Origin of the sequence: Vibrio hibernica (genome assembly GCF_015223435.1) — a bacterium.
Taxonomy (GTDB): domain Bacteria; phylum Pseudomonadota; class Gammaproteobacteria; order Enterobacterales; family Vibrionaceae; genus Vibrio; species Vibrio hibernica.
The window spans coordinates 1-22,436 of record NZ_VHKO01000001.1 but is presented as its reverse complement, the minus strand read 5'-3'; the positions used below and the strand labels follow the sequence as shown (position 1 = coordinate 22,436).

14 protein-coding genes and 2 pseudogenes are annotated in these 22,436 nt (G+C 39.2%); 13 read left to right on the top strand and 3 right to left on the bottom strand.

All coding sequences use genetic code 11. The features are described 5' to 3' along the window. Positions 1 to 163: 163 nt before the first annotated feature. The gene (gene katG / locus FH976_RS00075; protein ID WP_194088870.1) at positions 164 to 2,335 is read right to left on the bottom strand and encodes a catalase/peroxidase HPI; all 2,172 of its coding nucleotides are present in this window, start codon (positions 2,333 to 2,335) and stop codon (positions 164 to 166) included. A gap of 427 nt (positions 2,336 to 2,762) precedes the next feature. Between katG and FH976_RS00070 the strand changes: the two genes are divergently transcribed. The 8 genes from FH976_RS00070 (at position 2,763) to FH976_RS00040 (ending at position 14,571) form a co-directional block, all read left to right on the top strand. Continuing rightward, entirely contained in the window at positions 2,763 to 3,131 is a 369-nt protein-coding gene (locus FH976_RS00070; RefSeq protein WP_194088869.1) for a hypothetical protein, read from the top strand. A 337-nt stretch (positions 3,132 to 3,468) separates the two neighbouring features. Further along, positions 3,469 to 5,175, top strand: a complete 1,707-nt coding sequence (dld, locus tag FH976_RS00065) for a D-lactate dehydrogenase (protein WP_194088868.1) — start codon at positions 3,469 to 3,471, stop codon at positions 5,173 to 5,175. A gap of 209 nt (positions 5,176 to 5,384) precedes the next feature. After that, positions 5,385 to 6,476 carry a peptide ABC transporter substrate-binding protein gene (locus FH976_RS16045; protein WP_267463503.1) on the top strand — a complete coding sequence of 364 codons (1,092 nt, stop codon included), beginning with the start codon at positions 5,385 to 5,387 and terminating at the stop codon, positions 6,474 to 6,476. Next, positions 6,457 to 7,032 (top strand): ABC transporter substrate-binding protein, encoded by a 576-nt coding sequence (locus FH976_RS16040; protein ID WP_267463505.1) that lies wholly within the window; start codon positions 6,457 to 6,459, stop codon positions 7,030 to 7,032. Before FH976_RS16045 ends, FH976_RS16040 begins: the two co-directional genes overlap by 20 nt. Before the next feature lie 142 nt (positions 7,033 to 7,174). Beyond that, the gene (locus FH976_RS00055; RefSeq protein WP_194088867.1) at positions 7,175 to 8,356 is read left to right on the top strand and encodes a hypothetical protein; all 1,182 of its coding nucleotides are present in this window, start codon (positions 7,175 to 7,177) and stop codon (positions 8,354 to 8,356) included. Positions 8,357 to 8,752: 396 nt separating this feature from the next. After that, entirely contained in the window at positions 8,753 to 9,328 is a 576-nt protein-coding gene (locus tag FH976_RS00050; RefSeq protein WP_194088866.1) for a hypothetical protein, read from the top strand. Continuing rightward, positions 9,318 to 11,546, top strand: coding sequence for a hypothetical protein (locus FH976_RS00045; protein ID WP_194088865.1), 2,229 nt, complete (start codon positions 9,318 to 9,320; stop codon positions 11,544 to 11,546). The genes FH976_RS00050 and FH976_RS00045 overlap by 11 nt, the downstream gene beginning before the upstream one ends. After that, positions 11,539 to 14,571, top strand: a complete 3,033-nt coding sequence (locus FH976_RS00040) for a tyrosine-type recombinase/integrase (RefSeq protein WP_194088864.1) — start codon at positions 11,539 to 11,541, stop codon at positions 14,569 to 14,571. The genes FH976_RS00045 and FH976_RS00040 overlap by 8 nt, the downstream gene beginning before the upstream one ends. Before the next feature lie 640 nt (positions 14,572 to 15,211). Here FH976_RS00040 and FH976_RS00035 read toward each other — a convergent pair. Then, positions 15,212 to 15,439 carry a hypothetical protein gene (locus FH976_RS00035; protein WP_194088863.1) on the bottom strand — a complete coding sequence of 76 codons (228 nt, stop codon included), beginning with the start codon at positions 15,437 to 15,439 and terminating at the stop codon, positions 15,212 to 15,214. A 389-nt stretch (positions 15,440 to 15,828) separates the two neighbouring features. On the opposite strand from FH976_RS00035, the gene uhpT reads away from it, so the two are divergent. The 4 genes from uhpT to uhpC all read left to right on the top strand — a co-directional run bounded on the left by uhpT (position 15,829) and on the right by uhpC (position 21,003). Then, positions 15,829 to 17,208 (top strand): hexose-6-phosphate:phosphate antiporter, encoded by a 1,380-nt coding sequence (gene uhpT / locus FH976_RS00030; RefSeq protein WP_194088862.1) that lies wholly within the window; start codon positions 15,829 to 15,831, stop codon positions 17,206 to 17,208. Between the two features lie 249 nt (positions 17,209 to 17,457). Further along, positions 17,458 to 18,066, top strand: coding sequence for a transcriptional regulator UhpA (gene uhpA, locus FH976_RS00025; RefSeq protein ID WP_194088861.1), 609 nt, complete (start codon positions 17,458 to 17,460; stop codon positions 18,064 to 18,066). Then, on the top strand, positions 18,066 to 19,577 hold the full coding sequence (gene uhpB / locus FH976_RS00020) for a signal transduction histidine-protein kinase/phosphatase UhpB (protein ID WP_194088860.1): 1,512 nt from the start codon (positions 18,066 to 18,068) through the stop codon (positions 19,575 to 19,577). Before uhpA ends, uhpB begins: the two co-directional genes overlap by 1 nt. 49 nt (positions 19,578 to 19,626) lie before the next feature. Further along, positions 19,627 to 21,003, top strand: a complete 1,377-nt coding sequence (uhpC, locus tag FH976_RS00015) for an MFS transporter (RefSeq protein ID WP_194088859.1) — start codon at positions 19,627 to 19,629, stop codon at positions 21,001 to 21,003. Positions 21,004 to 21,619: 616 nt separating this feature from the next. Here uhpC and tnpA read toward each other — a convergent pair. Further along, positions 21,620 to 21,970, bottom strand: a pseudogene (gene tnpA, locus FH976_RS00010) (IS200/IS605 family transposase). A 175-nt stretch (positions 21,971 to 22,145) separates the two neighbouring features. Here tnpA and FH976_RS00005 point away from each other — a divergent pair. Beyond that, positions 22,146 to 22,436 (top strand): annotated as a pseudogene (locus FH976_RS00005) (DDE-type integrase/transposase/recombinase); the annotation flags it as partial.

Genomic DNA, 22,436 nt, shown 5'->3' with positions numbered 1-22,436 from the left:
CCATAAAATTTGGCGCGATTATAACTGAGTAATTCATTGATAAATACTTACACTTAATATGGATAAAGGCCAATTCAGAATAAATCCAAATCGGCCTTTTAGTATGTACTTCTATCCATACACTAGAATGAACTCTCTAGTCTTTGATATTAAAAACTAAACATTAAATATCAAAACGATCTAAGTTCATCACTTTCACCCAAGCTTTCACAAAATCATTTACAAATTTTTGTTCAGCATCTTGAGTACCGTACACTTCCGCAATGGCTCGTAGATGTGAGTTTGAACCAAATATTAAATCAACACGGGTGCCTTGCCATTTTGCAGCGCCAGTTTGACGATCAACGCCTTTGTAAACTTTCTTATCTTCACTGGCTTCCCACTTGGTGGACATATCAAGTAAATTGACAAAAAAGTCATTACTTAATACACCTTTGCGATCGGTAAAGACACCGGCTGAAGATTTCTCATGGTTGATATCAAGCACACGTAATCCACCAATTAATACCGTTAGTTCAGGCACGGTTAATGTCAATAACTGCGCTTTATCGACCAACAAGTGCTCTGCTGGCGCAGATGGAACTACTTTTGTATAGTTACGGAAACCATCGGCCACTGGTTCAAGATAATCAAATGAAGCGGCATCGGTTTGCTCTGCGGATGCATCCATTCGACCAGCGGTAAATGGAACTTCAACATCATGTCCAGCTTGTTCTGCAGCCACTTCAATAGCAGCATTACCCGCTAACACGATCACGTCGGCTAACGATATTTTTTTGCCGCCTGTTTGAGATTGATTAAAGGCTTGTTGAATTGCCTCCAATGCCGTCAACACTTTTTGCAACTGTTTAGGGTTATTCACTTCCCAATCTTTTTGTGGCGCTAAACGAATTCTCGCACCATTCGCACCACCACGCATATCAGAACCGCGGAATGTTGAAGCCGAGGCCCAAGCGGTTTCAACCAATTCAGAAATCGGTACTCCTGAACTTAAGATTTTTTGCTTCAACTCTGCCACATCTTCACTATTGACTAATTCATGATCACAGTGAGGAATTGGATCTTGCCAAATTAACATTTCTTTTGGTGCTTCTTTGCCAAGATAACGAACACTTGGCCCCATATCTCTATGCGTTAATTTAAACCAAGCACGTGAGAATGCATCAGCAAAATACTCAGGATCTTCTAGAAAACGGCGTGAAATCGGCTCATACACAGGATCAAATCGTAATGATAGATCGGTGGTTAGCATCGTCGGTTTGTGTTTTTTGGCGCTATCATGTGCATCAGGGACATCTTTTTCATCTGTTTTAGCAACCCATTGCCATGCACCAGCTGGACTTTTTTCTTTTTCCCACTCATAACCAAATAAGTTTTCAAAGAAGTAATGACTCCATTGAGTTGGGGTTTGAGTCCAAGTGACTTCTAAACCACTCCCAATCGCATCGCCACCTTTACCAGTACCAAAACTGCTTTGCCAACCAAGACCTTGTTGTTCAAGACCCGCCGCTTCAGGGGCAGGTCCAACAAGCGCTGCATCACCCGCACCATGGGTTTTACCAAAGGTATGTCCACCTGCAATCAAGGCAACCGTTTCTTCATCATCCATCGCCATTCGAGCGAACGTATCACGAATATCAAAAGCAGCAGCCAACGGATCAGGATTACCACCCGGACCTTCTGGATTCACATAAATCAAACCCATTTGTACAGCAGCTAATGGATTATCGAGATCACGCTCACCAGTGTAACGTTTATCATCTTCAAGCCATGTGGTTTCATTACCCCAGTTCACATCTTCTTCTGGTTCCCACACATCTTTACGACCACCAGCAAAGCCAAAAGTCTTAAAGCCCATGTCTTCTAGAGCAACGTTTCCAGCCAGAATAAACAAATCAGCCCACGAAATTTTTCGACCATATTTTTGTTTAACTGGCCATAATAAGCGACGCGCTTTATCAAGGATAACGTTATCAGGCCAACTATTTAAAGGCGCAAATCGTTGTTGACCAGAACCAGCACCACCACGACCATCAGACAAACGATACGTCCCTGCACTGTGCCACGCCATACGAACGAATAAAGGCCCGTAATGACCAAAATCGGCAGGCCACCAGTCTTGAGAGTCTGTCATTAAGGTATTCAGATCTTTTTTAATCGCGTCTAAATCTAAACTGAGGAACTCTTTTTCATAATCAAAATCTGCATCCATTGGATCAGATTTTTCACTGTGCTGACTAAGCACCGATAGACGCAATTGATTTGGCCACCAATCCTTATTACTAGTACCGCCACTTGTTGCATGTGGAAATGGACATTTACCTTGATTAGACATTCATTATTCCTTCTAAGTTATTTCAATCCAAAATTTTGAAAACGGATCTTCATAAAATTACGCCAAGCTAGTTAAACGATAAGCTCATCGACGTCTATAGATAGATTAGACCCATCATTAAAAACAAACCAATCGATTTAGAAAATTAATCCAATAGATTTCGCCAATTAGCCGCTCAATGAAATCACATTATCTATATGAGTACACATCAAAAATGAAAAATATCACGAGCTCAACTCAACCTTACCGCTACAAAGTAAAATCAAGGTCATAGATTGTTATGTAAGGGTTAAATAACCGTCTTAACTATCGCTATTTGAAATGTATGAGATACAGTTAATTGGAAGCAGCAATTTATAATAAAAATATACGGTATGTCTGCTTCCATACTATTTATTTATGTTTTATGTATTTTTAAGGAGTCAATATGACTAAATTATCTTGGTTGAAGACTATTACTATCGCTTCTGTTTTTACATTTGCGCTTGCGGCATGTGATAACAACTCAAATGATCAAGCAAAAGATAAAGTCGATGAAGCTACGGTTCAAACGCAACAAGCACTTGATGATGCAGGCCAAAGCATGAATGACGCCGCTACTGATGTTCAAGAATCCGCGTCAGAAACAGCCGATCAAGCGGGTGACAAATTAGATGAAATGGGCGATAGCATGTCTGATAGTGCCGATGATGCGGCCGACAAAGCAGATGATATGGCAACAGATGCTGGTAATGCCATTGAAGATGGTTGTGAGAAAGTCAAAGAAGGCGTAAACGCTGAAGATACAGACTGCTAATTAATTTTCAAATAATGATATGCCTCACGCTTTGTCATTATTTATAAAACAATTTAAGTAATCATAAGCACCATTTACCCCCCTACTGCCGCAGGACTCAACGTCTGCGGCTTTTTTTATTTTATTTGCATACCTCCACAACCAAAAAGATTATTCGTCATATCCAGGTCTCGAATTTACTGGCTTGGATGTCATATAAGTCCTCTCCTTATAATTAATATGGATAGGATAATTAATGTTCATAGGAATATGATTAAATGCTTGGTGTGCTCTCAACACACCTTTTAAAAAGAGATATTATAGATCCACATACGAAAGATAAATGTAGAGGATCACAATGGAAAACCACGCTCTAATCAAAGATTTCCAGTCTATTGTCGGCACCAAAAATGTGTTAACCCAAACAAAAGAAACCGAATATTACCGATCTGGTTTCCGCTCTGGTCAAGGTGATGCACTTGCGGTGGTCTTTCCTGCAACCTTACTCGAACAGTGGAACGTGATTAAAGCGTGTGTAGCGTCAAACTGCATCATCATTATGCAAGCGGCGAAAACGGGTTTAACCGAAGGTTCTGCGCCAAGTGGTAGCGATTATGATAGAAATGTCGTCATTATTAACATCACTCGTATGACTGAGATTCACCTTTTGGATGGCGGTGTACAAGCCGTTTGCATGCCAGGAGTTAGCCTGCATAAATTACAAAAAGTGCTAAGTGGTGTTAATCGAGCTCCCCATTCTGTGATTGGTTCATCCTCTATTGGTGCAACCGTTGTCGGTGGGATTGCGAATAATTCTGGTGGCGCATTGGTCAAACGAGGCCCTGCATATACTGAGCTCGCATTGTTTGCTCAAGTGGATAAAGAGGGACAATTACACCTGATTAACCACCTTGGTATTAATGGATTAGGCGACACGCCGGAAGAAATTCTCACAAATATTCAAAATGGGAAAATTAAACCCGAAGATATTCAACATGATGTTGGCATGGCCTCAGACCGAGAATACGAAGCGCGTGTTCGTGATGTCGAATCTGATATCCCATCTCGATTTAATGCCGATGAACGCAGGCTTTACGAAGCTAGCGGTTGCGCCGGAAAACTAGCGGTATTTGCCGTTCGAATCGATAGCTACCCCATCCCTAAAAAAGAACAGATATTTTATATTGGAACGGATGATGCGAATAAGCTCACCCAATTAAGACGAGATATGTTATCTCAATTTGAAAATCTGCCTGAAATGGGTGAATACATGCATCGCGATATTTTTGATCTGGCAGAAAAATATGGCAAAGATGTGTTCCTATCCATTAACCATTTAGGCACAGACAACCTACCAAAATTCTTTTCTATAAAAGCAAAAATTGAGAATAAACTCAGTAATATCCCATTGATAAGTAAGCATTTACCCGACACCATTTTATACTACGCCAGTAAAGCATTTCCCCAACACCTGCCAAAACGTATGTTGGCCTTTAGGGATAAATATCAGCATCATTTAATCTTAAAAATGAGTGATGCAGGAATTGATGAAGCCACCGCTTATCTCGACAAAAACTGGGGAAAAAACTCAGGTGGTGGTTATTTCGCGTGTACGCCAGATGAAGGTAAAAAAGCATTACTGCATCGATTTGCCGCTGCCGGCGCTGCCATTCGTTATGAAACTATTCATAGTAAAGAGGTAGAAGAGATCTTAGCGCTAGATATTGCCCTTCGTCGCAATGATCATGATTGGGTCGAAAACCTACCAGAAGAGATCAGTAAAAATGTGGTGAAATCTCTGTATTACGGCCATTTCATGTGCCATGTTTTTCATCAAGATTATATCTTCAAGAAAGGCACCGACACCAAGAAAATGAAAGCGCTCATGCTGGATCTGCTTAAACAAAAAGGAGCAAAATACCCAGCGGAGCATAATGTTGGTCATCTTTATGAAGCAGAAGATAACTTACAAGACTTTTATCATCAGCTCGATCCCACCAACACCTTCAACCCCGGCATTGGTAAAATGAGTAAATACAAACGTAATTGCAGTTGCTGCCATTGATAACTAACTTTTAAACTCTCTATAATAAGCAGTGAAATATTAAAACTTCACTGCTTCCTCTGCTATTAATTCATTTTATAAACAAAAGATTGATCCATTCTCTTTATATTTAATCTATAACTAATAATTCTATCAAGACGGCTACCTTGAACTCTTTTGTTCTGATATTAATATGAGCAATGAATAAATCATCATTATAGGGATATTCGATGTTGCCTCTACACTTACTACCAAGCTTATTATCATCAACCTATCCATCGCAACAAGCGGTGAAACTATCATTGATAATCGGTACTTTATTCGCGATGCCTAGTGCGTTTGCAGCCGATATTCCAACAGGAACTCAACTCGCCAGCCAACAAACTCTGGTTCGTGGTAATTTTGATGAGCCCCCGAGCCTTGATCCTGCTTTCTCTTCAACGGGTTCAAGTTCTAACGTTATTCAGGATATGTTTGAAGGCTTAGTTAGCTTTGATAACGATGGAAATGTAGTCCCCGCCCTTGCAAGCCATTGGGATGTATCACAGGATGGAAAAGTATATACCTTTCACTTACGTCCCAACATTAAATGGTCTGATGGAAGTCCAATCACAGCTCAAGATTTTGAATTTGAATATAAACGTTTAATCGATCCGGCGTTAGGCGCTCCCTATGCTTGGTATTACAGCGCAGCAAAATTACTCAACGCCAATGATATCATTCACGGTAAAAAATCCTCTGATAGCCTAGGCGTAAAAGCGTTAGACTCACAAACTCTACAAATCACTCTAGAGCAAGCACTGCCTTATTTTACCCAAATGCTTATCCATGAATCATTCTTCCCAACCCCTGAAAATGTGGTTAAGAAATATGGTAAAAACTGGACTTCACCACAAAATATTGTGACAAGCTCTGCTTATGTATTAAAAGAGCATGTTATCAACGAAAAAGTTGTTCTTGAGCGAAATACTCACTATTGGAATGATAATAAAACCGCTATCAATAAAGTGACGTATCTACCATTGCAAGATGCTAACTCTGAATACAACCGTTTCCGTACTGGAGAAATAGGCCTAACAGGAAGCGTGTCGGTTGATAAAATTGCTGAGGTAAAAAAATCCGCCCCAGAAACCTTAGTCATTGCACCCAAAATTGCAGAATATTATTATGGCTTTAATACCACAAAATCCCCATTTGATGATGCTCGAGTGCGTAAAGCTTTTAGCTATGCCATTGATCGTGATGTGATTGCTAATCGCATTTTGAACATGGGTTACACTCCAGCCTACACCTTCACTCCACCTGCAACCGCTAACTATTGAGTGGCAATCACTATCTCAGCAACAACGTGTAGAACAAGCGAAAGCATTACTTACTCAAGCGGGTTATGGCCCTGATCATCCATTAGAAGTCACATTTGATTATCCAACCGATACGAAAGTAAAACGTATTGCTGTCGCGGTCGCTTCTATGTTGAAACAAAACTTAAATGTGACTGTGCATTTAGAGAATCAAGACATCAAAACCTTCTTACAAAAAGTAGGCGAAACAGATTTCACATTAAGCAGCTTTCAATGGGGCGGTGACTATAATGAAGCCTCCACTTTCTTAGATATGTTTGAGACCCATGGTTACAACCCGGGTAAATGGTCAAATGCCAGCTACGATAAATTAATGGCGCAGGCAAAAACCACAATGGATGACCAAAAGCGCTTAGAAATTTATCATCAAGCTGAACAAATTCTTGCCCAAGAGATGCCAGCCATGCCGATATATTTTGAAACCAAAGCAGTCCTCAAACAAACTAATGTCGGTGGTTATAGCGTTACCAATCCAGGTCACAATCGATTAACCCGAGAGATGTACATTACTAAATAATTTGGCTACCTATCTAAGCATAGAGATAGGTAGTTATATTGATTCACGACAAGTAAATGACCTCATCAATACACTGTGAGGTCATTTTAGATATAGACTGCATTAACGATTAATTTTTCAAAAATGTCTTTTAGGGTTGACCATGACTGCACAGACACCATCGACCACGCTAAATCCTATGCCTCTCACTCAAAGTAAAAAATTTAATCTTTGGTTCTTTAGTCTGATCATTGTCTTAGGCATATTATTCGCATGGCTACCAATATTAACTACCTTAACCAGCCAATATCTTAATAGCAGTATCTCACAGGCTGGGATCGCATTTGGCACAGCAAGAGCTATCAATGCCATTGTTTCTGTGATCCAAACTAGTACCGTAAATATCACTTTTATAAGTATAGATTTAGGCCAAATTTTTGATCCAATAAACGATATGGTTGAGGATTTTTCGGAAGTAATGAAATGGGCACTAGGTTCTCTTCTTCTGCAAAAGGTCTTATTTGAAATCGCCAGCCGAGAAGCGTTTAATTGGTTACTTTCTGTCGCTGGTGCTATTACCTTATCTGTCATTTGGCTTAATGCTTTTTCAAACCAAACTAAAAATTATTGTGTTAAATTCTTTTTGATCCTCTTTAGTATTCGATTCATCGTTCTTTTTTCATTGTTGCTTAATTCCATAGCAGGATCTTTATTGCTCGATCCTGCCATGGCTAAAAACCAAGAACAGTTAGAAATAAACTCCAACCAGATGATCGAGCTACAAAAATCACTAATGGGTAAGAATTATCAACAACAACTCGATGAGATTGCAGTGCAACTACACAACGCCCAAGATGCTCAGCAGCAACTCGAACAACAGCATACACAGAGTCAGACAAATATTAATGCATTAAATCAAAAGATTAAGTCCAAAAAATCACAACTTGGATGGTTCAAAACAGATGATGAATTAGCCGCATACCAGCAAAATCTGTCCCTATTAAGTCAGCAACAACACACACTTTCAATCAAAATAATGAACAACAATGAACACATAAAAGAGCGACAAGATCAGCAAAACTCGCTTCAATCTCAACTGACAGGAAAGGCATCGGATGACTTTGGCGGCAACGTTTTAGACACTCTAAGCAACGCTAAATCTGCAGCCTCAAATATTGTCTCTAAAAAGTTCTGGTTCCAAGTTGAAGATGCCACTAAGCAGCTCGTAGATACCATGTTACAAAGCATGGTTAACTTCATTCTTAAAGTCATTTTAATGCCGCTGCTTTTCTTATGGATCACCAAAAAGTGGCTGCAAAGCTTATTTAGGAGGAGGTTGGTTTGAGTAAAGTTCAGCTCAATTGAAGTGGCATAGTTAGTAACAAATAAGTGTTATTGCCAAATGACCACCGAGTCACTTCTAAGTGAAAATATAAAACCATAGACATAAAAAATCACTCAATGAAGAGTGTTGGTTTTCAATAGATTAACTTGGAATTGTTTAGTCAAACGATTGGAGCGTGCGGCGGGAATCGAACCCGCATCATCAGCTTGGAAGGATGCAACCCAGTTGAATAAAAAACCTTATCAAACCAATCAATAATCATAAAAACATACACTTAAAGATACTTTTATATTTGCACTTATCAACATTTAATGCCATCCTTTAACAAGTTGGTCACCATTTCAAAGCGTCTCAATAGGCACTTTTGGTACTTTTATTTAATTAAAAGGATATTAAATGTCGGTCATTCTGTCTCGGAATAAGAAGAAAAACTTATCCGTAAAAGTGCATCCCATGGCTCAGGATGCATTTGATTTTTTTCACTCTCTTCAGTTTCGGTTCGATAAAATTGAACTCGGAACGACACCCCTTGAGGCAATTTCTTCTACCCAAGTCTTTCGTGCGACCTATGCTTCTGTTGGAGAAATACAGCTAATATCTGGGTTTGAATTCACCGGCTTTTCCATCAACACATTTAATCCAATAGATTCTCTTATCATTACCGAAAACAACCTTACTCCTAATGAGATTTCTGATATCGCTTGGCGCAGCGTATTACGGGTTTTACTCTCATCAATTGACAGTCAGTCACTCGAGTCCATCCGTGAAAAGTTGAATTTACAGGTCCCCTCTCCCCTGATGAGTTCACTTTTTCAAAGTGAATACCTAACTCAAAAGAAATTATCTGCCATCACACATTTAAGTGTGTCGGGATTAAAAAAACAAACAAAGAAAACACAAAAGACGTCTTCATTATCTTCAGAAAAACCGGCTATTTTCGCTGCAATGAAGGAGCAGTTTGATGAAGACTAACCAAGCCGATCCATTATCAATACATGAAAAACGCGAGATATTCCGTCAGGAGATATTTTACGGATCGGATGAAAGTAAAAGCACTATTGGCAGTGAAATTTTACGCTTATACGACCAACTTCCTGAACCATTTAGTCAAGAGTTCAATGAGGTTTTATGGTTAGTTGAACAGGCTCAGTTGTATCAACAGCAACCAAGTTCCATGTCCCTTACCGACATTAATCAAACTCTACATAATAGAAAGCTCATCAGTAAGCGATACATTACTTCTTTCATCACATCGAACATTACCTTATCAACCTATAACGCTCTGAAATTTGATCATTATAAGGCTCTCAGCTTGGTTGTGATCACTCAATTGTATATTCATGGCGATCACCATCCGCAAATTCTAAAGTTATGTAATGAGATCAGACAATATGCGCAAGGTGGGCGCAAGAAACTGGTGCCACAATTACCCGATCTAAATAATCATAACTTTCCATCATTAATTCAAAGCCTAGATAAAGCAATCCAAGACCATGATGGTATTGATAAACAACAGCATCACAGGTTGAGTTATTATCGAAACCCCATTCGAGCCAGCTATGAAGATCGACCAGGTATCCATCGAACGGTAAGTACAAGAGAGTTTAAGCAAGGTCGCGAGTTATCTAAATCCGTCCCTATACCGTTTGATGATTCCAATGAAGAGTTCACAGCTAAAATCATTGAAGTATCGACGCAAAGTAAAATTAAAGACAACTGGCATACTGAAGATAATGCTCAGCCTGACCGTTCTCTTTCTCTTATTTCGTCAAAACGATTCATAAACCGCAATCGACATATTAATGCTATGCAAGCTCGTGCAATCAATAATACTATCGTCAAAAACAGTATGTCCTTGACCTGTAATATTAACCATATTCTCGAGTTTGATATTTATTGTGTTCTTCATGAATGCATCGAAATCTGTAAAAAAGACACTGAGGATGCACAAGTCGCAACCGCTTTACTATTAATGTTATTTACAGGGAATTCTCTGAGTGAAGTGCAACAGTGGAAGTCATCAAGATCTGAAGCATCGCGGCATATTATTGGCGTACAAAGACATTTAAAATTACCGTCGGTCAAAAAATTAGATAAAGAATTGCAGTTTCTCACCAAAGATTTGCAACTTGAATACACTCTACCTCTACCTCTAAATTTAGTGAGTCCACTCAGGAGCTTTACTTTCAAGTCGATAAAGCATGAGGATGTTAAGCGGCTATTATCTGACATTAAATCCAAGCACCATTTATCATTAACCCTCTCTTCTATTTCTCAATATATGAAGCAAACGCTCACCAAAGATGGTGTCGATATCTGCCTCATTGAGTTAATCAATGGTCATACACCGCACAATGAACCTGCTCGATTTTATACATCAATCAAACACAATGATTTAATTGATGCTTATACCACCTACTCTGATCACCTCGTTACATTGAGCCAATCTGATTATTTACGTGACCATCATTGTGTGAAAAAGACTGGATACATTGGCTCGCCTTTCTTTATCGATGAAGCAAGGCTTCAATGGCTTTTTAGCCAATTTACGGACTATTTTCGGTCTATACCCTCTAAGTCATCATCTTATTATTCTGAGATTTATCATAATATGCTTACCATCGAATTGCAGATGATCTTAGGGCTAGCCACAGGTTATCGCCCAGTCAATGATTGGTTTGGGAGAATGAAGGATATTCATTTAGCCACTGGCGAATACCGAATTGCAGATAAAGAACGCAATTCTGAATACAGCGGACGAGTAGTCATCTTACCTAAGGTAGCAATCTATAAATTAAAGTCTTATCTCAAGTATTGTGAATACGCTCAATTACATTACAGCACTGCTAACCCAACATTAAGTCAACGCTACCATGATGCGATTCATGGCAGCATGGCATTTTGTTTCTATATTGACAAAGGAAAGATTGACGCAACCACACCGTCTTCTTATTCATTACACGTAGACAGTATTTTACCGTTTCAACCTAATTGGACTCGGCATTACTTAAGATCGTATCTGCACTCACAAAATATCCCTGATGAAATCTGCGCCGCTTGGCTAGGTCACCTTCACGCTAATCAATTACCATTTTCCCAGTTTAGTCAGCTAAATAAGAAGGAACTCATTAAAATTTCCTGCCTTTTACAAGAACACTTGAGTTTATTGGTCGGAGGGGAATATGAGTAAAATAACGGGTGAAGAACATCGTGAACTTAAACGTCAAGAACACATCGATAAAGTAATATCAAAAGCGATAGCACTTTTTCAACAAGCTTTCCCTGAGCCAACGGCCATCATCACTGAAGCGCATTTTCTTAAAGATTGGGAAGCATTCGAAGGTTCACTGTTGGCGACTTTTGGTCAACAAAAGGATTTCCGTCAAGCTTTTAAACGCGGAGAGCATTTACTTAATCAATATAAAAAACACTATCATTGGTCATATTCCCCACCCACGACAGTGGTGACCAATCGGTTGGCGAAACAAACCAGAGATACACATTGGCTACGTTATTCTTGGGATATTTATGATCAATATGATGCATGGCGACAAAACTATTTAAATACAGAGATCTCAGACCCTTCATTACGTTATCAAAGCATCATGCTATCTCTCATTTTTGAATCTGGTCAGATGGATGTCAATGTGATCAAAGCCTTCCATGACATTATCATTGAGGGCAACGCCTTACCTCTTAGGCGCTTTAGTTGTTACACCTATATATCACTCATATTAAACAATGAAAAAATGAATACTAATACGGAGGTTGATGGCCAGAGGGTAACGGAATACCAATGCTATCTTTCAGTACATACACTCGCACAATTACGATTATGGATTCAAACGGATAAAATACAGTGGAGTGCACCAGATAGCATTGGAATCATCTATAAAGAAATTGTTAACGGTTTTATCACGCCAACGGCATTACCTAGTCAATTTAAAACATTTTGTCATGCTGCTGTCACTTGGTATGAAAGGCATCACCATATCAGTGTTAGCCAAGCCTTACTTGAATGCCGCACAGGAAGAACTCACACTTATTCTTTGCCTGCTAATAACTTAGAACAAATCGTTCATCCCCGTATTATGATGCCGAAAGTAACCTCTTTTTATCATTTTCATCACCAAGTCACGATTTCACATCAGTCAGACAATAAAAAAGAAGCTAAAACAACGCAAAAAACGGCTTTAACTGATTTCTACTCAACGGTACAGCAACCATTCCAATCGAACTCGTCTCACAAACTCAGTCAGAGTGCATTGATTAAAGCACTGTCTGAAATCATTGAATTATATCAACTAGAAGCATGGCAATCTTGCTTTGTCGAATGGCTCAAATACAAACTGTATAGCTGTAAACCTTCAACCGTGAACAGTTATCGTAACACCCTAATAAAAGACTGGATCATTATTAATACTGAAAATAATCTCGACCATTCATTAACCTCAGAAACTCTAGAAAGTATTTATCAGCAACGTATTGATCGACATAAGAGTAAAAAGTCCAAAAAGAACTTTTCGGCAAGATTAAAGGATTTGCATAGCTTTGCTTATTCATACTTAAGATTGCCATTATTAGGTGATGAACTCTTTCATGCCGATCCTACTCAAAATCACACCAAAGCAGGTATTATTGACGAGTCATTATTTAAAGCTTTACTCCAACACATTAATACTCTCAACGATATCAACAGTATCGATAAATTGGCATTGCAGTCGTTATCTATTTTATCTTACCGTTGCGGCTTACGAATGGCTGAGTTATATAAATTGCAAATGCAGAATATCAGTCAATGTGACCAAGTCTGGATTTCTATACGTTCCAATGAATTTGGGGATAATAAAACAGCCAGTAGTTTAAGAAAGATCCCGGTTTTACCTTTATTGCTCGATGATGAGAAAAGCATTATTGACCGCTACCTACAACACAAAAGAAGCAGTGTAAAATCATCGTCAGCGCCATTGTTCACTATGGGAGAAGATCATACGATCCCTTTTAATACAGCGGTGGTCTCAAATTATGTCGGACGTTTTTTTAAAGTCACGTCTGGTCTTGAGCACTTAGTTTTCTATCATCTAAGACATTCTTGCTTGAGTCGTTTACAATTAATGCTAGAACTGCCCTCTCCTTATGAAACATTACCAAACTTTTATCCCTATCAAAAAGAACAACACGAACAAATACGCCAACTCATCTTTAAAAAGTCAGTCATAAAAGGTTATTGGGAAATTGCTGCTTTTGCTGGTCATGAAGATCCAGGAATGACCTTTAATCATTATCTACACTTAAGTGATATGCTCGCGGCGCCGAAAAAAGAAGATTACTTAAAACCAGTTGAATTCCAGGATGCCATGGCGCAAGGCATATTTTCGCAAAATCGATATTGGGCAATGAATAAGAAACATAACCAAAAAGTCATATTAGCCTATGCTTTTGAGCCTTTGCTCAACAAACTCAATGTAAAAGAAATCATAGAACATAAAAATGAAAGTTTTAATCCATCGCCAAGTTTATCGCAAGAAGCGATGGAGCGGTTCTCAATTGACTTGTGTTACCAAATTTTAGAAAGCCTATCACAAGGTTGTTCTGTCGATAGTTTGGCATTCAAATACCGGATCAAAACCGTCACCATTGAGAACTGGTTGAGCAATGCCCACTATCTGAAAGCCCTCAAAGCAGGCACACAAAAATCGCATTACCATCAAAGCAGGATATTTAGTGATGCACGAAAGCATGCCCTTGTACCAGGTAAATTAAAAACAAAAAAAGAAAAAGAATACGCACGAATATTTAATGTCAAATTGCGTGAGCATTACTCACAACATAAAGATCAATTTAATGCACAAATGAATTATTTCTTAACTCATTGTTCTGTCAGTCAATCAGGTATTGTGTTCAACCACCCTGACGATTTAACCCGTTTTTTAGATGCATTTAGCTTCGTAATACCCAAGGCCCATTGGCGAGTCATGACTCAATACATGCAATCAAGCACAAAGCAAAATGATTGGAAAGCGGCCTATCAAGGATTGAAAGTCATAAAAGAAAGAAATGGGAAAAAGACAGGCCGTACAGGCAATGGTTCAGTTCGGCTAGAACTCATCAGTCCTGATGAAAAAACCATGACTAAAGGAAACCACATGAGTAAGTATTCATCTCATTTATTGAAGTATCTTTTGTTTTTTACGTTTGTCATGATCCGACATTAGGGAGGATTACTCTCGTCACTCTCTATTTTATTTCTTAATGTAAAATAAATTTATTTTCAAAGTATAATTGTGCATTACAAACATCATTTGATACCATTATCAAAACATATCAATCGAGTCTAAGATAATGAATGAAGAGCTCTTTATTAAACTAGTCTCTCAAATTAAGGTAGGCAAACACTTACCAGATGCCATTTATCTCCATAAAGATGCGTTTAATGCTTTACCTAGTACATTAATTCACTACTCGATGATTCATCTTTTGTGGATATGCTCAGCAGTATAAATAGTAAAAATGAAAAATCTCATACCCCAGCTTATCTAGAAAATTTCGGTGGATTTAGAGAAAAACTAATTGAAGTTTTTAGCCCGATATAAATGCTAATTATTGAAGCCTCTATGCCTGTTCTGGGTAAGTCAAACAGGTAATATTTTTATAGCCATATCAACAAAGGCGCCCACGTTTTTGTTCCAATTTTAAACTAAAAAGCAGTATCGCTTTGGCCACATGGCGACTCAAAAAGTTAAAAATAAATCCCCATTATGACGCTTGCTTTCGGGAAATAGCGAGCGTAATACGTTCACTAAAAGATCAGAAAAAGTGATACATTATTACTCTGCTATTTTTTCAATATAGTTATTAAATTAATTCAGGATAAGCAAGAATCCCAGCTTCGATCGCCCCTTCAATCATCGCCCCTTCAATTGTACCATCCACACACTCACTCCCTGGAAAAAACATTTCCTTTGGATCGTAAGCGTCATTACTCCATTTAAAGATAGCAAATTCCCAATCATCGATTTGACCATTAAATTTTAAACGACAAACGGGCTGTTTCAGTCCATATTGCAATTGATCCAAATACATAAAATTCCCTTTATAACGGGATATATAATAGCATTTACTTTCTGATCGCATTCTGCGTTGCCCTATCGAACTACGCTGCTAAATTAGCATCGTAAATGGCTAATATCTTGCCCTAGAAAAATATTCTCATTATGTACTCCCCAACAAAATTGTGATTACTTTCACGCTTTTAAAACATAAGCGCTGAAACTAGGAATTTTTCCTAACCACTCTAAGCAACCTTCTCAATCCAGTTGTAAATATACACTTTAAAGTCCGCAATATATTGTAAATCACCTAAACGGCTAAACATGTCGAAGGTAATACCCCCCCCGTTTACTGAGTCCAATTGTTAAGTCTATGGCACTCTGTAAGCATCTATTTTTTAATAAATTTATTGAGGATTTTCTATGTTTAAGTTGTTGCAACAGGTCAGAAAGCCAACGCTTGATCTACCCGTCGAAGTTCGTCGTAAAATGTGGTTTAGGCCCTTCATTCAATCTTACTTAGTTGTATTTATTGGTTATATGGCAATGTATTTAATTCGTAAGAATTTTAATGTTGCACAAAACGACATGATCTCGACTTATGGTTTGTCAATGACAGATCTTGGTTTAATTGGTCTGGGTTTCTCTATCGCTTATGGTATCGGTAAGACTGTTGTTTCTTATTATGCCGATGGCAAAAATACCAAACAGTTTCTACCATTTATGCTGATTCTATCGGGAATTGCGATGATCGGTTTTAGTATCAGTATGGGTGGCTCTGGTGTTAGCATATTTTTAATGATGGCTTTCTATGGGTTAAGCGGTTTCTTCCAAAGTACTGGTGGTCCGTCAAGTTATTCGACCATCACCAAGTGGACTCCTCGCAATAAGCGTGGATCATACCTTGGTTTATGGAATATGTCCCACAACGTAGGTGGCGCCGCCGCCGCCGGTGTCGCCTTATTTGGTGCCAACTATCTATTTGGCGGTCACGTTATCGGCATGTTCATTTTCCCGTCAATCATTGCCATTATTGTTGGTTTTATTGGTTTACGTTTTGGTAACGATTCACCTGAAGCGTACGGCTTGGGTAGTGTTGAAGAACTCTTTAATGAGGAAGTCAGCAGCGAAGATATTGAAGCTGAAGAGAATAAAATGACTAAGCGCGAAATCTTTGTTAAATACGTGCTTAAAAACAAAGTTATTTGGCTGTTATGTTTTGCTAATATCTTCCTATACATTATACGTATCGGTATTGATCAATGGTCTACTGTTTATGCTTACCAAGTACTTGGTTTCTCAAAAGAAACTGCAATTACTGGTTTTACTTTCTTTGAGGTCGGTGCGCTGGTCGGTACGCTGATGTGGGGTTATCTATCAGATCTCGCCAATGGTCGACGTGCAATCGTAGCTTGTGTATCGCTAGTGTTAATTATCTTTACATTGCAGTTTTACCAGCACGCGACCAATGAGTATATGTACCTTGGTTCATTATTTACACTTGGTTTCCTTGTATTTGGTCCACAACTACTGATTGGTGTTGCTGCTGTTGGTTTCGTCCCTAAAAAAGCGATCAGCGTTGCCGATGGTGTTAAAGGTACATTTGCTTACCTGATTGGTGATAGCTTCGCAAAACTAGGCTTAGGTATGATTGCAGATGGGACTCCTATCTTCGGTCTAACAGGTTGGGCAGGTACTTTCGCAGCACTCAATACAGCAGCATTTGCTTGCATCGGTTTATTGCTTTTAGTTGCTATCGCTGAAGAGAAAAAAATCCGTCACGGAAAACGTATCCAACGATAACTGAAGTTGGCAAACGATTCCATCTAATCATAATAAATAGCCATCTAACAAGGTGGCTATTTATTTTATCTAAAGCAACCTCTATTTTATCCATCCTTTCTTTCTTTTATAAATTAACATGTTTATGTGGATGACTCAGATGCTTTTTTGTGAAAAAATTAAAATCAGTAATGGGCTTTTTTAGTGCTACTACATTTTTCCTTTTGGACTTAACCATCTTCGAACAATCGCCACATTGGAGCTCTCAAATTGATCAACGTCGCATTAGTTGATGATCACATCATCGTTCGTTCGGGATTCTCCCAACTATTATCACTAGAATCAGATATACAGATTGTTGGCGAGTTTGCATCAGTGGCCGAAGCCCGCAAAGGTTTATCAAACTCACAAGCAGATGTCTGCATTATTGATATTTCCATGCCCGATGAGAGTGGCCTATGTTTGTTGGAAGATATTCCAGCAGGTATCGCTTGTATCATGCTCAGTGTTCATGATTCCGTGGCTATTGTGGAAAAATCACTTGAATCTGGCGCACGTGGCTATTTAACCAAGCGCTGTAGCCCTGATGAATTAGTGCAGGCGGTGCGCACCGTTAATAGTGGTGGTTGTTACTTAACTCCCGATATAACCATGAAACTGGTAAGCCCTGTCCATCTTCGTAAATCACTTACGCAATTGACCAAACGCGAGCAACAGGTTGGAGAGATGTTAGCACTCGGTCTAGATGTAAAAGAGGTTGCTGTACGCTTGGGTTTAAGCCATAAGACTGTTCATGTGCATCGAGCGAATGCAATGGATAAGTTAAACGTTAAAAATAATGTTGAGCTGGCAAAGCATTTTGAAAGCACAACTCTGTAATGCGTAATTACTGGATAACATCACTGTGTGGTTGGTTGCTAGTTTCTTGCAGTTGGTTTTGCCTATGGGTACTTTCCTATTATTTTATTTTAGAAGCAGAACTGGCTATTCTATTTTTCCCTTTTGCACTGCGCCTTGGTATCACTTTACACACGCCTAAACGTTTTTGGCCGGCTGTATATGGGGCTGAATGGTGGTTGATGATTTCATTAGCCATTTTACTCGATAAACCACAATGGTTTTCCGTCATTCTCGCCAGCGTTATTAGTGTGCCTATTTTATGGTTTGCACAAAAATACTATTACGGTTCGCAATGGCGCGGACTATGTGTAATGGCGGTGATAATATTACTTACCGCAGCAATCAATACACTCATCATTGGAAACCCGCTAACTTCAGCTTGGATGATCTTTCTGGTAAGTATCACTGGCGGCTTAATGTTGGTACCCAGTTGTTATTTAATCTGGAGCTATCTGTTTCAGAATATCTGGATCCCGTTAACCGTCGATCTGGTGGCTCGCCCCGTTGAATTTCGTAGCCGCCATATCCTATTTTACGTCATATTATTTTCCCTCAATATTATTATACAACTCTACTTACCCAATGAATTACGGAGATTCGCACCATTTTGTTTAGCAATACCCATTATTGTGCTCGCTTTTCGTTATGGCTGGAAAGGCGCTTTGTTAGGTACGCTGCTTAATAGTATTGCTTTAATCGTTGCGCGGAATGGCGTTAGCTATATCGAAATAACAGATTTATTACTGTCTCTTTCGGCACAAAGCTTAACAGGAATATTACTGGGTATGGGGATCCAACGGCAGCGCGAATTAAATCACAAACTACGTCATGAATTGCTTAGAAATCACAGTTTATCTCGTCAATTGGTGAAAGCGGAAGAGTCTGTTCGTCGCGATATTGCCCGTGAATTACACGATGAAATAGGACAGAACATTACCGCCATCCGCACCCAGGCAAGCATCCTTCAGCGGGTTGAAAACACGCCGATGAGCGAGAGATGTGCATCAATTATAGAAACGCTATCATTGAATATTTACGACACAACCAAAGGTCTGCTTACCCGCCTGCGCCCTAAAACATTGGATGATCTTGGCCTACAAGAAGCGATTCATCAATTAGTGCGGGAGTTAGAGTGCGAAGCAAACGGGATAAAAACTACCGTTATATGGAATGAACTGCGGCAGATTCCTGCCGAGCTAAGCGATGCCACTAATGTCACATTGTACCGAATCTGTCAGGAAGCGTTAAATAATATGATCAAATACGCACAAGCCACTGAAGCAACGATTACGCTTACCTTTAAGCAGGAAGCACATCTAACAGTGAAAGATAATGGTGTTGGTTTTAAACAGGAATATACTCTGGCAGGATTCGGCCTGCGTGGAATGCGTGAACGTGTTCAGGTATTAGGCGGTCAATTCATACTTATCACTCAGTCCGACAGCAAACAGCCAGGAACAGAATTACAGATAGTTTTACCTATGCTGTGATAGCAAGCCCCCTTATACCGTTATTTATTAAATATGAAGACCTAAATTAATGATCAATTTTTTAAAATCCGAACAAAATACCCGAATAATTGATGATCCAAACCAGATAGCCGCGATCTATAAGTACTGGCGTTTCCATATCATGGTTACCATGTATATTGGCTATGCAGTGTTTTTCCTTACACGGAAAAATTTAAGCTACGCAATGCCTGAGATGATTGCCAATCTTGGATTAGATAAAGCGGACATCGGTATGATGGGTACCCTGTTTTACATTACTTACGGCTGTTCTAAATTCTTCTCAGGTATTGTATCAGATCACTCAAATCCTCGCTATTTTATGGGGATAGGACTGATTATGACTGGCATCATCAACATCTTATTTGGTTTTTCCAGTAGTGTAATTATGCTTACAACATTATGGATGTTAAATGCATTGTTTCAAGGCTGGGGTTGGCCCCCTTGCTCTAAATTACTAACCACTTGGTATTCCCGTTCGGAACGTGGCTTTTGGTGGTCATTATGGAATACCGCACATAATGTGGGAGGCGCATTAATTCCATTACTAGTGGGATATGTAACCCTGCATTATAGCTGGCGTTACGGGTTTATTATTCCAGGTATCTTAGCTGTATTAGCCGGTTTATTCCTTTGTTGGCGACTCCGAGATAAGCCCGTAACACTGGGGTTGCCAACAGTTGGACAGTGGCAAAAAGATGCACTGGAACTTACTCAGGAAAATGAAGGTTTAGGTCTGAGCAGTAGCGAAATACTAAAAAGGTATGTATTAAAAAACAAATACATCTGGTTGCTGGCATTCAGCTATGTTTTAGTCTATATCGTCCGCACAGCAATTAATGACTGGGGAAACTTATACCTGACCGAGCAGCATAATTACAGTTTAATTACAGCTAATGCCGCATTATCATTGTTTGAAGTTGGCGGCTTTATTGGTTCTTTGGTTGCAGGTTGGGGATCAGATATCATTTTCCGTGGTAATCGAGGGCCAATGAATTTGATTTTTTCAATCGGTATTTTTTTAGCCGTTTCTGCTCTTTGGTTAATGCCAATGACCGGCTTTATTCTACAGGCGGCTTGTCTCTTTGCCATCGGTTTTTTTGTTTTTGGACCACAAATGCTAATTGGTATGGCAGCAGCAGAATGTTCACATAAAGATTCAGTAGGAGCTGCAACCGGATTTGTGGGCTTGTTCGCCTATATGGGCGCTGCGTTAGCAGGTTATCCCCTAGCGTTGATCATGGAACAATACCATTGGACGGGATTCTTTACAGTTATTTCCTGTGCGTCAGCAGTAATTGGTTTACTCTTATTACCTTTCTTAAAAGCGCAATCTTCAAATATTAACGATTTAGCACAACAACCAGAAGAACTAAAAAGTGCCAATTATCCAGGCAATTATTATTGAGTATACGTCATGCGCAAGAGCCCAATTAACCCCGCATACCAATAATTTTCTGTAGTTTAGCGACTGATGAATATTAGCCGCCAATTTGTCGGTTTATAACCTAGCATGGACCGAAAGAAAGACTGCTGCCATGCTTTCAAATGGGAGAGTGTGAGCGTGGGCTATTGGTGCTTGCTTCCGGGAAAAAACGAGCGTCAATATTTTTACTAACTGAGCCGATTTGGGAACAACGCTAGATAGAGATCTTACTCTATTTGTCTGTTAAAGCTACACCATTAACGCTCGTTTTCCCCAAATTATGACCATCACTAATGCTTGCTTAGTAATAACATAACTAATTCGAGCCCCCCTATAATAGAAGGCGTGGCCCAGTTAAAAGCTAAATTAGCAAATTTTCAGGAAGCAGCCGACACCGGTTTGGGGAAGAGATACCCCTGCAACAGGTTCACTCCTATTGCTTTCATCGCATCGCTCATCTCTGGGTTTCGTTGCCGACTTCAATATTCATCCCCTGACACAGTTGGTTCAGAAATGAGATATAAGCCGCGGCTTCCGTATTTATCGTCGATTTTTGGCTCAAAATGATGGGCTAAATACTCTTTAATTATTTCTTTGGTTACATCTCCAAATGTGACACAAAATAGCCTCTAGACCAAAAATGACGCCCCAAGTTGCGCTTGTTTAAATCGGGGAAACTTTCAAATAGTTTAGGTGATGATCCCCCTTTACCCTTCTCATTATTCCACTTGGTGTCACATTCGGGGGGAGCTGAAACTAAAAGATGAACATGATCTTTACTAACGACTCCTTTTAAAATCTCAATTTCAAAAGAATTACATGTTTGCCTGATCAACTATCTGACCTTCAGCCCAACATCACCTTTTAAAACTTGAGACCTATATTTAGTAACAAAAACAAAATGATACTGAATTATAAAAACCGTATGGCTACCATATCGATAATACATTCCATCTCTTAAAACCGAATACCTATTAAGGTATTATAGCTAAAGCGGACCGGCTAAAGCCGATGGTTTTAATTTTTTCAGAAGACTAATAAAAAACCACCCAATCACTGATTGGGTGGTCCGCTAGGTACTGTCAACTTAACAACCCCCCAACCAATTGTGCGATAATCTGCTGATGAAAAATTTAAATATCTATGCAGGTTATCGTTATCCTGCCCAAATAATCAGTCACGCAGTTTGGCTTTATCATCGATTTACACTTAGCTTTCGTGATATTGAAGAATTGCTTGCGGCCAGAAGTATCGTTGTTAGTTATGAAACGATTCGTCAGTGGTGCAAAAAGTATGGATCAATGTATTGCAATCAAATAAAAAAGAGCCGTAGTCAGCTTGGAGATACTTGGTATCTGGATGAGGTCTTTATTAAGATCAATGGCGTGTTACATTACCTTTGGCGAGCGGTAGAT